This window comes from Nitrospirota bacterium (assembly GCA_040756155.1).
Classification (GTDB): Bacteria; Nitrospirota; Thermodesulfovibrionia; order JACRGW01; family JBFLZU01; genus JBFLZU01.
Genome location: JBFLZU010000003.1, coordinates 17,895 through 28,948, shown reverse-complemented (window position 1 = coordinate 28,948; position 11,054 = coordinate 17,895). Strand labels below are relative to the sequence as shown.

Genomic DNA, 11,054 nt, shown 5'->3' with positions numbered 1-11,054 from the left:
AAATAAGATGGAACACCTGTTACAAACTTATACCCTGAGCAATCATGGTATTTCTTAAGTGCATAGAATATCGGCGTGCAGTTTGCAAACCGTATCTCTCCTATTCTTAACATTGGAGGGATTTTAGCCACCCTACCAATATCTGTCAAGAACTACTTAATAAAAGATCGCATCTATTAAAACAAAAGAACTGAAGTAAAAAGGGGACGGCAGGCTGTCCCAAAACTAATAAAATAGCATAATTGTCATGCTGAATTTATTTCAGCATCTAATAAAATCAAGCCGTTACGAGACCCTGAAACGAGTTCAGGGTGACAAAAAGCGAATTTTGGGACAGCCTCACGGTTCTATTTTTCTTTTGGAAAGGAAGATATAATCTCCACACACGAAGGGCTAAAGACAGAGAGTTTGAACGAAAAACTTTCTAACGGGGTTTACCCCGTTAGAAAGCCCCGCCATTCTAACGGGGTTTACCCCATCCCGGTAAATAAACTGGAATAACTGAATTCCGTGCTGCAGTATGGACAGTAGTTCCAGTCAGGATTCCTTTCTCTACCACAGGATGGGCAGTTGAGAATAACTGAAGAGCCGCAATATGGGCATTTGGAAAATTCTTTATCTATAACCTGGGCGCAGTTCGGGCAGAGTTTGGTTATTATCTCTTGCTTCCTCTCCTCTTCCTTTGCAAATATCACCCGCTGAAGCTCATCCAGGGTGGTTAACCCCTGCCCTACCTTTGCTATTCCATCCTTATGCATTGGAACCATACCGCTGGCAATAGCCACCTTTTTTATAGCATCTTCAGATGCGTCAGAAACTATCATATCTTTTATCTTGGTATCCACAACCAGCACCTCAAATATGCCAATTCTCCCCTTGTAGCCGTCCTTACCACAGTTGTCGCATCCCCTTCCTCTGTAGAAATCGAGCTTTGGTCTATCCCCCTTTTTTGCCTTTATGCCAACCCTGATTAATTCTTCGTCTGTGGGGTTATAGGATTCCTTGCAGGACTCACAGATCTTTCTTACAAGCCTCTGGGCAACAATACCGTTTAAGGCAGATGCAATAAGGTATGGCTGGATCCCCATATTTTTCAGTCTTGTGACTGTTGATACCGCATCTGTGGTATGGAGTGTTGTAAATACAAGATGCCCTGTGACGGATGCCTGATGGGCTATCTCGGCCGTTTCATGGTCCCTCGTCTCACCTAAAAATATCACATCAGGGTCCTGCCTTAAAACTGACCTCAGACAATATGCAAATGTAAGTCCAACCTTGTCATTGATTGCCACCTGATTTACCCCTTCAAGCTTGTATTCAATAGGGTCTTCCAGGGTAATAATATTAACTTCTGGTGTTTTAATATGGCTAATCATTGCATAAAGGCTTGAAGTCTTTCCGCTGCCAGTGGGTCCTGTGACAATGACTATGCCCTGAGGTCTTTCTATGATGTCCTTTACCCTGTCTTTTGCGTGTGGGGAAAGCCCGATCTTATCCAGTGTGAGGGTTGTGGCTTTTGTATCCAGGATACGCATTACTATCGTTTCACCAAACTGAGTGGGTAGTGTGGAGACCCTCAGGTCAAGATCCTTGCCTTCCATCCTCACCTGGATTCTTCCATCCTGTGGGATTCTCCTTTCTGAGATATCCATCTTTGCTATTATCTTTATCCTTGATGTCACAGCTCCCTGCATCCACTTTGGTACCTCCATCACATCGGTCATGAGTCCATCTATCCTTTCTCTGAGTTTGACTGTACGCTCCTGAGGATCTATATGTATGTCGCTTGCCCTGTTCTCTACGCCATGGACTATTATGGAATCTACCATTTTTATAATGGGTGGCGCCTCGCTTTTCTTTAACATATCCTCTTTATCCACGATGAGCTTCACTTCAGGGACTACTTCTATAAACTTTTCTTTTTCCTTTACCTTTACCATATCTCCCACAATCTCTTCTATCGGTATAGAAGAATGATAGTGGATCTTTATGGCTGTAAGGATATCTGTTTGTGTGGCAACCATTGGTGAGCATTCATAGTTGGTGGAAAATCTTATATCATCCATGGACTCAATGTTCAGTGGGTCTGCCATGGCAACTTTTAAGATATTCCGTTTTTCTGTGTAGAGCGGGATAACAACATGTTTTTTTGCAAGTTTTTCTGGCACAAGTTTAATCGCCTCAGGGTCTATCACAGCAGTATTGAGGTCAATGAATGGTATATTAAGCTGAAACGCCAGGGTCTGGGCAATATCCAGTTCTGTGGCAAACCCCCTTTCAACCAGCATGGTTCCCAGCCTTTTCCCTTTTTGTTTTTTCCTTTCCTTAAGGGCAGTAAGGGCAGTATCCAGCTCTTCTTTAGTAATAAGCCCTGCTTCTACAAGAAGTTCCCCTATCTTTTTAGATGCCATTTAGACCTCCATCTGTATTTAAACATTACCTTAAACCAAAAGCCCCCCTTTGCTTAAAGGTTTAATTTTGTTGGAAGCATCGGGATTTCAGACTCCAGTTTCTGGAATATGGAGTCAAACACCTCTACCACCTCGGGGGCAAAGTGTGTTCCAGCATTTGCCACGATCTCATTTTTCGCCTGCAGTGGCGAAAGCCCTGTGCGATATGGACGATCAGTGGTAAGTGCATCATAAACATCGGCAACTGCTATAATTCTTGCTCCAAGGGGAATACCCTTTCCTATCAGGCCGTGATATCCTTTTCCATCATATTTTTCGTGATGATGCAGGATTAGCGGCAAAAGCTGCAATACCCTTCCGCCAACAGGCTTAAGCACATCCGCGCCAAGTGTGGCATGAATCTTCATATCCTCCCTTTCTTGAGTAGACAAACCCCCAATCTTGTGGAGTATCTCGGCACTGACGCCCATTTTACCCAAATCATGAAGCAATGCTGCAATTCGTATATTTTCCACTTCAACTTCAGGGCATCTCATCTCCCGTGCTATCATCTCAGCAATAACAGAAACCCTGTATGAATGGCTCTGGGTCTGTTTGTCTACCGAATCAATTATAAGGGACAGCATCTCAATAATCCCCCGATAGGTCATTTTTATTTCCTTTTTAGTCTCTTCCTTCTTTTCAAAGAGAAGCCCCATATAGTATCCCACAATAAAAAGAAATCCTCCCCATGTAACAATATCAAGCCATTTATATAATTCATCGTTAGAAGAAAAGGCAAAGGTTGACGGATAAACATGAGCAACTACAGAAACCAGAATTATTGACAATATTGCTGAGTGGGTGGCGTAGCGTTTGCCAAAAAAATAAGCACCAATAAGCACAGGAAGATAAAAGAAATTCAAGAAGGCTCTCTGGTTTGACACAAAAAAGAAGATAAATCCCGTCATAGCAACAAGGAGGAAAATGATAATTAATTCCTTATCTACTTTAAAGTAATCTCTTATCTGACTCTTAAGTATTTTATCCCTCATATAAAATGATTAGTTTTTATTTCAAAATAGTATCACGTTGTAAACTGCAATGTCAAGCAAACAAATGCCATGACCAAATGCCATGACCTTTTCGACGTTTTCGAATTCGAATTCGAAAAAGTAAACCCCGCACCACGCTTCATGTCAAAAAAACTTCTTTACGAAAAATTATTATGCTAAAATGACAAAAAGCGAAGGGTAGGAGGTGTTATGCCAGAGATTAGATTAAACCTCGTCACAAGGGAATGGGTGATTATTGCTACTGAGAGGGCTAAGAGGCCAGAGGATTTTAAGAAGGCCGTTGTAAGAAAGAAACTACCGCTCTACTCAGAGACCTGTCCTTTCTGCCCAGGAAATGAATCAAAAACACCTGATGAAATATACAGAATCCAGGGTAAGGATGGCTGGGAAATCAGGGTAGTGCCAAATAAGTTCGCTGCACTTTCGAGAAAAGGAGAACGGACAAGAAAGACAGATGGCCTTAAAAGGCTTGTTGCTGGTGTCGGGACACACGAAGTGCTCATCGAAACACCACTACATAACATGACCATCGCGCTGCTACCAGTCGAACAGGTAGAAAAAATAATAAGGGCATATAAACAGAGGTTTTTAGAGATCCACGATGATACGAGAATAGAACATGTTATTATCTTTAAGAATCACGGTGAAGGTGCTGGCACATCGCTTGAACATCCTCACTCCCAGATCATTGGAACACCTGTAACACCATTTCAGGTAAGATACAGGATAGAAGAGATGGTAAGGTATTTTGACAACACTGGGGAATGCCTTATATGTAAGACGCTTGCAGAGGAAATGAAAGATAGGGTGAGGATTATCTATGAGACCAAACACTTTGTCACATTCATTCCCTATGCAGCACTCTCTGCGTTTCACACATGGATCTTCCCTAAAAGGCATACCACCTCTTTCGGAATGATTACAGATGAGGAGATAAAGGACCTTGCAATTAATCTTAAAATAACCCTCGCAAAATTCTACTACGGGCTTGATAATCCTGACTTTAACTATGTCATCCGCTCTAACTCTCCGAAAGAACCACAAACAGAGTATTACCATTGGTATCTCAGTATAGTTCCAAGACTTTCAATGGCAGCCGGTTTTGAACTCGGCTCAGGCATGTATATAAACACCTCCCTCCCCGAAGATAGTGCAAAGTTTTTAAGAGAAATAACCCATGCTTGAGAATTTCTTTAACCCGAAATCTATAGCAGTAATCGGGGCATCCAGAGATCCGCAGAAGGTCGGATATAGCATCCTCAACAACCTCCATCGTTTTGGATATAGAGGCAGTATCTTTCCTGTAAATCCCAGGGCATCAGAGATACTCGGCATGAAGGCATACCCAAAAGTAACGGGTGTCCCCTCCGATATTGATCTTGCAGTAATAGTTATACCGTCTCAGTTCGTTCTCGATGAACTTACAGAGTGCGCGAATAAAGGAATAGGCTCTGTAATTATAATATCTGCTGGATTTAAAGAGACAGGTGGGGAGGGCACAGCACTTGAACAGAAGCTCAAGGAAAGGGCGAATGAACTCGGAATAAGGATTCTCGGTCCAAACTGTCTTGGAATCATCAATACATCTGCAAACATGAATGCCACATTTGCTGCCGGAATGCTTCCGAAAGGAAGGATTGCCTTCTTCTCACAGTCAGGTGCCCTCGGAATCGCTGTGCTTGACTGGGCGATAGGAAATAGAATAGGTTTCTCCAAGTTCATAAGTCTTGGAAACAAGGCAGATCTTACCGAGATAGATTTCATAGAATACCTCTCTATGGATCCGGAGACATCTGTGATATTAGGGTATATAGAGAGCGTTGAGGATGGTAAGAGGTTTCTTGATGTTGTCTCAAAGGCAACCAGAATCAAGCCTATTATTATGGTTAAATCAGGTGGAACTGCAGCAGGTGCTCGGGCGGCATCCTCACATACAGGTGCATTATCAGGTTCTGAAGGTATATTCAATGCTGCATTCAGACAGGTAGGTATCATCCATGCAAATGGTATTGAGGAACTATTCGAACTCGCAAAGGCATTCTCAACCCTGCCATTACCAAAAGGTAACAGACTTGCGATAGTAACCAATGCAGGTGGTCCAGGAATCTTGGCTGCTGATGCCTCCGAAAAATCGGGAATTACCCTCTCATCCTTTACCTTAGAGACGATAAACGATCTCCGCGCTATATTACCAAAGAATGCCTCACTGTACAATCCAATTGATATCATTGGAGATGCAACCTCAGAGAGATACCGTGTAGCCCTTCAGAGAGTAGTAAAAGACCCAAATGTTGACGGTCTCCTTGTAATACTAACACCACAGGCGGTCATAAATGTTGAGGAGACCGCAATAGAGGTTATCAGCGCATTCAGTATAGATTCGAAGCCGATACTCGCAGTATTCATGGGTGAAGAAAGTGTAAGGAGGGGTGTGGAAGTTCTCAAAGAAAATCATATACCGAATTTCTCTTACCCCGAGCCAGCGGTCAGGTCATTCAAAAAGATGGCAGAATATTACGACTGGAAAAACAGACCCGAAGAAGTTATCCCTGAATTTAATGTTGACAGAGAAACTGTCAAAGGAATACTAAAAGGTGCGAGAGAAAGAGGACAGTACATACTTGAAGAGATGGATGTAAGGAAAATACTTGAGTGTTACGGATTCAACTTTCCAGTGAGTCTCTTAGCCACAACATCAAAAGAGGCGATAAAGGCTGCTGATGGTATTGGCTATCCTGTAGTAATGAAGGTATCATCGTCAGATATCCTCCATAAGACCGATGTTGGTGGGGTTAAAATTGGGCTAAAGACACCTGAAGCTGTGGAAGATGCATTCTTTGAGATTACTACCAATGCAAAGAAATTCATGCCTGGTGTATACATCCGTGGGGTATCTGTTTCAGAGATGGTCGCAGGAGGAAAGGAGTTTATCATCGGTATAAGTGTAGATCCAAATTTTGGGCATGTCATCATGTTCGGACTCGGTGGTATTTATGTTGAAATACTCAAAGATGTATCATTCAGGATAGCCCCCCTCAGTAGAAGAGATGCCTCAGAGATGATAAGGGAGATAAGGTCATACCCTCTTTTGAAAGGGGTTCGCGGGGAAAAACCTGTAGATGTGAACTCCATCGAGGAGGGAGTTTTGAGAATATCGCAACTCGTGGTAGAATTTCCTGATATTATAGAGCTCGATATCAATCCACTCATTGTAAAACAGGAGGGAGAAGGCTCGGTGATTCTGGATGCAAGAATAATACTGGAAGGAGGCAGTTGAGATGGTTACATTGTATATTGGTTCAACCTCAGGCTATTCAGGCAAAAGCCTGATAACAATGGGGATGGGATTAAAGCTTAAAGATGATAGCTACAGGGTTGGATACATAAAGCCCATGGGACGTCTACCCGTAAAAAGTAAGGATGGCATAGTTGACTCTGATGCAGAGTTTATGAAGAAGGTTCTTGATCTCAAAGAACCTGCAAAGGTGATATGTCCTGTGGTTCTTACATTTGAATTCTACAGAGATGCCTTGCATGAAAAGATAGAAGATATGGAAGAGAAGGTAATTGGGGCATACAATACCATAAAAGACGGAAAGGATATTGTGCTTGTTGGTGGTGCCGGAGGACTCTATGAAGGATATTCTATGAAAATCTCAGGTCTTCATCTTATAAAGAAACTCGATGCTAAGGTAATCATAGTTGATAGATACACGGATGAGGTCTGCATAGATTGTCTGCTCGCAGCTAAAGAGTCTATCGGTAAAAGACTCGCCGGGGTAATTTTAAATAAGGTTCCTATGAGCAGTCTTCAGTATGTTCGTGATGAGATAGCGCTATTCCTGAAAAAGAGGGACATCGAGGTCTTCGGTGTGATACCGCAGGACAAACTGCTTAACTCAATTACCGTTCAACAGCTCTCCGATGTCCTAAACGGAAAGGTCGTAACAGGAGAGGAATATATGGAAGAATTTGTTGAAAACTTCTCTATAGGTGCAATGGATGTTGACAGCGCATTAAGATACTTCAGGAGGATACCGAATAAGGCGGTCATAACAGGAGGACACAGAGCAGATATCCAGCTTGCTGCGTTAGAAACATCAACGAGGTGTCTCATACTCACAGGTGACATGCTTCCAAATGATGTGATTATTGGAAAGGCTCAAACTGCTAAGGTCCCTATAATAAGTGTGAGGGATGATACCTTTACAACCGTTGAAAAGATAGAAGGGATTCTCGGTAAGATAAGAATACGGGAAGAAAGAAAGGTCACGAGAGCAAGAGAGATTCTCCTCGCTTCTGTTGATTTTCAAGGTCTATACAGGAAAATAGGGCTGTAACCGAAAAATCTAATGTTATTCAAATGAAATAAGTCCTCCATAGCCCATATGTCATTTTGTGTAATATATCTTAATTTAAAAGCTAACTTTTGCATAGATAAAAAATAAAAAATCAAATATAATTACCATACTATGGATTCCATTGAAAAATTCCAATCGCTACTGCGTGAGATATTCCAATTTGAGGTATCTGACTTAGATTTTGGAATCTACCGTATTTTAAATTACAAGAGAGAACGGATTGAGCAATTTATCAATGAAGACCTGAAAAACAAAGTTGAAATTGCCTTTGCCAAACATAAAGATGAACGGCTGTTAAATATTAACCAGACATTTGAGGAGACAAAACAAAAAGTCATTCAAATGCTGGGGCAGAATGCATTTACTCCCACTGGTGAACTTAAAGAAGAATTTAAAGACACGCCTGTTGGCAGAGATTATCTCTTAATAAAGGCACAAAAAGATGAGATAGTCTTAATTGATGAGATAAGGCTTCGGGTTTTCAATGACTTATATAATTTCTTTTCAAGATTTTATGAAGAAGGCGATTTTGTCCCACAATACCGATACTCAATAAAAGGACATAAATATGCAATTCCCTCTAATGGCGAAGAAGTAAAACTTTACTGGGCAAACAACGAGCAGTATTACACAAAAACAGGGCTTCTCTTTCGTGATTATACCTTTTATGCTGATGTAAGCAAATCTTTCAAAATCACCTTTCGTACTGTCTCAGCAAAAGAAGAACTCGGCTCTAATAAGGCGACAAAAGAGAGATTTTTTATACTTGATGACGAAATGCCTGTAGCTTTTGTTTGTCATTCCCACGAAAGTGGGAATCCAGTAGATTCAAGTCTCTGGATTCCTGCTTCTGCAGGAATGACAGAAAAAAAGAAAGGGATGACGACAAAAGGTGTATTTTCAGATGAGAACACCTTAATCATCCGTTTTCAGTATCGGGAGCTCACTGACAAAGAAGTAAAACATTATGGAGTAGAAGGCGGAAGCAACACCTCAAAACAGGAGAAAATTAATTCAAAGAATTATGAAGAAATTTTAAAAAGAATTAAAGACGCCACATTAAAAACACTTTTAGGTAAAGAATATAAACCTGTCCCGAGCAAAAGCGAGGGAACTGAAAAGCCTACCCTTCTTTATCAACTCTCAAGATTTACTGCCAAAAACACGAAGGATTATTTCATCCACAAAAACCTGAGAAGATTTCTTTCTGAACAAATGGATTATTTCATTAAGGCAGAGGTTTTATCAATTGAAACGCTTGAGAAGGAAAGATTTCTTGACAAACACATCACCCGAGCAAAAGTAGTTAAAGAGATTGGAGCAGACATCATTGATTTTCTTGCACAGATTGAGGATTTCCAGAAAAGATTATGGGAGAAGAAGAAGTTTGTCCTGAAGACTGAGTATGTGATAACGACTGACCGTGTGCCTGAGGAGTTTCATAATGAGATTTTGAAGAATAAGAAACAGTTAAAGGAGTGGAAGGAGTTAGGATTCATAGAGCATGTCATTCCTGCCCCGTATCAAGTGCGGGGTAAAACTCCAGCAGGAATCCAGAATAAAAAACTTCCAATTGATACTAAATACTTCAGCCAGGAATTCAAAGAAAAACTTCTTGAAATGCTTACTGATAATGCAGATTTAGACGAGCTTTTAGATGGCTTACTTATCAAAAGCGAAAACTATCAGGCATTGAATTTGCTTTTGAGGAAATACAAGGAAAAAGTCCAGACGATTTATATTGACCCGCCTTTTAACAAAGAACAAGATGCAGATTATCTCTACAATGTAAAATATAAAGATTCTACCTGGATTAGCATTTTAGAAAATAGATTAAGGCTTGCAAGGAATTTGATGAGTGATAGGGGAAGCATATTTGTTAGATGCGATTATAATGGAAATTGGCTTGTTAGACCCTTAATGAATGAGATTTTTGAGGAGGGGAATTTTAGGAATGAGATTATTGTAAATAAATCTATACGCATGAAAACAGAAGGAAGAACATTCCCATCTTGGCATGATTCTATTTTACTTTACTCTAAAAATAATGATGTTGTCTATTTTCACCATATCACCGAAGATAGAGAGAAAGAGGAATGGCGTTCTATTGATATGGAAGGTGAAAAGTGGGATATCATTCCCCATAACATGCTTAAGCTCTTTTCTCCAAAAAATGTCAAATACGATGAAGATGGAAATGCCGTTTCCAGAGCAAGGATACTTTTAAGTAAGGAAATTTTACCAAGAAAAGGAAGACGTTATCCTCCTCAAGAAATCATCAATGAATTGGAAAAGCAAGGTAAAATAAGATTTAGCAAAACTGGCAATCCTCAGATGTTAAAACCGCAAGACATTTTTCTTACAGATGATTGGACTGGCTTTTATGGTTACTCTTTTAATTGGAACTTCCCCACAGAAAATTCCGAAATCCTCCTAAAGCGTGTCATAGAATCCACATCCAACGAAGGCGATTTAGTTATGGATTTCTTTTTAGGAAGTGGTACAACAACAGCAGTTGCACATAAACTCGGGAGAAAATGGCTTGGCATAGAGATGGGGGAACATTTCTACACCGTGGTTTTGCCCCGGATGAAAAAGGTTTTGGCATACGATAAATCAGGAATTAGCAAAGAAGTAAAAAAAGACTACAAGGGTGGCGGATTTTTCAAATACCAGATTCTTGAACAATACGAAGACACCCTTGATAACATTGAACTCACCCCAAATGAGCAAGCAGAATTGAAATTTGGCGAGGATTATCTTTTGAAATACTTTCTTGATTATGAAACAAGAGGAAATACATGCTTGTTAAACATTGAAAAACTAAATCCTTTCTCTTACAAGCTCAGGGTAAATCCTGAAGAAATAGGAGAGCCTCAGGAGATGCTTGTTGATATACCTGAGACTTTTAATTATTTGCTTGGGGTAAAGGTGAAAAAGATAAAGGCGAGGCATAATCAAAGAAAGTACTTATTCATTCTCGGCGAGAAAGAAGGAAAAGACATAGCCATCGTCTGGAGAGAATACGATGATAACTGGAGTGATGAGGATTTCAAAAAGGATAAAGAGTTTATCATTCAGGAACTTGATCCCGTATTAAATACGGGATGTACGCCGCATATTGTTTATGTAAATGGACAGAGCATTTTGACTCCAAAATTTGGCACATATACAGTAGAGATCCGATATACTGAGCCTGAACTTAAGAACTTAATGGAGGGATGAGA

The 11,054-nt window shown here is 40.5% G+C and carries 6 protein-coding genes; 4 read left to right on the top strand and 2 right to left on the bottom strand.

Going from position 1 to position 11,054, the window contains the following annotated elements; translation table 11 throughout:
- Positions 1 to 470: 470 nt before the first annotated feature.
- Positions 471 to 2,411 carry an ATPase, T2SS/T4P/T4SS family gene (locus AB1488_00475; protein MEW6408581.1) on the bottom strand — a complete coding sequence of 647 codons (1,941 nt, stop codon included), beginning with the start codon at positions 2,409 to 2,411 and terminating at the stop codon, positions 471 to 473.
- A gap of 53 nt (positions 2,412 to 2,464) precedes the next feature.
- Entirely contained in the window at positions 2,465 to 3,445 is a 981-nt protein-coding gene (locus AB1488_00470; GenBank protein MEW6408580.1) for an HD-GYP domain-containing protein, read from the bottom strand.
- Positions 3,446 to 3,655: 210 nt separating this feature from the next.
- On the opposite strand from AB1488_00470, the gene galT reads away from it, so the two are divergent.
- From galT to AB1488_00450, 4 genes are all read left to right on the top strand, one after another.
- Positions 3,656 to 4,651, top strand: coding sequence for a galactose-1-phosphate uridylyltransferase (gene galT / locus AB1488_00465; GenBank protein MEW6408579.1), 996 nt, complete (start codon positions 3,656 to 3,658; stop codon positions 4,649 to 4,651).
- The gene (gene acs, locus AB1488_00460) at positions 4,644 to 6,743 is read left to right on the top strand and encodes an acetate--CoA ligase alpha subunit (protein MEW6408578.1); all 2,100 of its coding nucleotides are present in this window, start codon (positions 4,644 to 4,646) and stop codon (positions 6,741 to 6,743) included. Before galT ends, acs begins: the two co-directional genes overlap by 8 nt.
- A gap of 1 nt (position 6,744) precedes the next feature.
- Positions 6,745 to 7,806: a phosphotransacetylase family protein gene (locus AB1488_00455; protein ID MEW6408577.1), complete on the top strand. Its 1,062-nt coding sequence runs from the start codon at positions 6,745 to 6,747 to the stop codon at positions 7,804 to 7,806.
- A 132-nt stretch (positions 7,807 to 7,938) separates the two neighbouring features.
- The gene (locus AB1488_00450; protein MEW6408576.1) at positions 7,939 to 11,052 is read left to right on the top strand and encodes a site-specific DNA-methyltransferase; all 3,114 of its coding nucleotides are present in this window, start codon (positions 7,939 to 7,941) and stop codon (positions 11,050 to 11,052) included.
- Positions 11,053 to 11,054 lie beyond the last annotated feature (2 nt).

What these genes read in the sequence shown, in the direction of transcription:
- AB1488_00475 (MEW6408581.1), bottom strand. Translation starts at nt 2,411, where the DNA reads ATGGCATCTAAAAAGATAGGGGAACTTCTTGTAGAAGCAGGGCTTATT.
- AB1488_00450 (MEW6408576.1), top strand. Translation starts at nt 7,939, where the DNA reads ATGGATTCCATTGAAAAATTCCAATCGCTACTGCGTGAGATATTCCAA.
- galT (MEW6408579.1), top strand. Translation starts at nt 3,656, where the DNA reads ATGCCAGAGATTAGATTAAACCTCGTCACAAGGGAATGGGTGATTATT.
- AB1488_00455 (MEW6408577.1), top strand. Translation starts at nt 6,745, where the DNA reads ATGGTTACATTGTATATTGGTTCAACCTCAGGCTATTCAGGCAAAAGC.
- AB1488_00470 (MEW6408580.1), bottom strand. Translation starts at nt 3,445, where the DNA reads ATGAGGGATAAAATACTTAAGAGTCAGATAAGAGATTACTTTAAAGTA.
- acs (MEW6408578.1), top strand. Translation starts at nt 4,644, where the DNA reads ATGCTTGAGAATTTCTTTAACCCGAAATCTATAGCAGTAATCGGGGCA.